We start from the raw sequence: 1310 nt of genomic DNA on the forward strand, positions 1-1310 counted from the left end.
CGTTACATATAAAAGCCCTGCTACTTTACGTATAACGTAGTCTTCTTGGGGATCTATTTCTCCATCGGCATACGCTAAGCGCCATAATAACTCTATTATTTCTATTCGCTGCTCCGCGCTACAATGCTCATTAATCTGTTTTGAAAACTGAAAGTAATCTATCGAATCATCTAAGCTACTTGCCGCATTATTAGTAAGCTCATTAACCTCAGTGTCTGTTAAATTAAAGTACTTTTTTAAGGTTACAGTCAGGGTTCGTTGTTCATCATGTTCAAGCTTGGTATCTGCGCGCATAACTTCAATTAATAATGCAGCAACCGCTGTTTTTAAATCGTGTTCTTGCATACTTGGCTGCTGTTCATCGAATACAGCAAAAAGTTGTTTTATTTGTTTGAACATCACACTTTCCCTTTTTGGGTGTTAGACTAATACGTAAAGAAATCGACCTTATTACTCTTATTAATGGGTATAAAGTTCGCAAATTAAAGGATACATTTTATGAAAGGAATAAACACACCACGCTTATTTATAGGCGCTACGCTGGTGGCTCTTTCGAGTGCAAATACTGCACTTGCTGAAAAAGCCGAAACCGAGAAGCTCTACGACTTTGATAACAAAGTACATTACTACCAAACACAAATTGGCGAAGACAACTATAAAATAGAAATCCAGTCAGACGATTACAAACACTTTACCAATCAAAGTGTATTTTTGTTACGTCATGCTGACCGTCTATGCCGCGGCAATACCTTTATGTTGAAAGTACTTGAAGGCGTGCAAGAGTACGAACGCTTTCCAACAAAACCACGCGCTTACCAACCTGATTTAAGTGTTTTACTCCAATGTGAAACTAAAGAAGATACAAGTAAGGGTAAGTAACCTTAGTCTTTATAACCCCAAGGTGCTGATGGTGGAGTAATCGGTTTAGTTAAATCAAAATCCACCTTAAACTCACGTCCTTGGCGAATTAATCGATAAGTAAATACTTCTGGGTAAATATACATTTGCCATGTATTACCTACAGACTGCGCAAGACCTTGTTTTACAAATAACTCTTTAGAGTATTGGTCTGCTGGAAACGACTGTATCTGCGCAGACCCTGCATCAAACGTATGGCCACCATACATAGTTGATGCGTCGTCTGTTCCATCTTTATGACGATGATCGTGCTTTAAACTCAAGCCGCTACCCGTTTTAGTTATGATCCACGTACGTGATGCATCGTCTCCTACATGAAACGGTACTTGTAACTCAGTCTCACTACATTTACGTACATGCATAACCAGTTTTTTATCTGTAAATGAGCTTGG

3 protein-coding genes are annotated in these 1310 nt (G+C 38.7%); 1 reads left to right on the plus strand and 2 read right to left on the minus strand.

From position 1 onward, the window contains the following. The coding region (locus H5072_RS19635; RefSeq protein WP_182694534.1) for a TerB family tellurite resistance protein at positions 1–399 on the minus strand (399 nt) is incomplete at its 3' end. Between the two features lie 99 nt (positions 400–498). Between H5072_RS19635 and H5072_RS19640 the strand changes: the two genes are divergently transcribed. Further along, positions 499–879: a hypothetical protein gene (locus H5072_RS19640; RefSeq protein ID WP_039489163.1), complete on the plus strand. Its 381-nt coding sequence runs from the start codon at positions 499–501 to the stop codon at positions 877–879. A 2-nt stretch (positions 880–881) separates the two neighbouring features. On the opposite strand, the gene H5072_RS19645 is transcribed toward H5072_RS19640, so the two are convergent. Continuing rightward, a partial coding sequence (locus H5072_RS19645; RefSeq protein ID WP_182694535.1) for a hypothetical protein occupies positions 882–1310 on the minus strand: 429 nt, incomplete at its 5' end.

The sequence above is a fragment of the Pseudoalteromonas sp. SR45-5 genome, assembly GCF_014163565.1.
In the GTDB taxonomy this organism is placed as follows: Bacteria; Pseudomonadota; Gammaproteobacteria; order Enterobacterales; family Alteromonadaceae; genus Pseudoalteromonas; species Pseudoalteromonas distincta.

Excerpts from the sequence above, each read along its gene's own strand:
- H5072_RS19640 (WP_039489163.1), top strand. The coding sequence starts at position 499 with ATGAAAGGAATAAACACACCACGCTTATTTATAGGCGCTACGCTGGTG.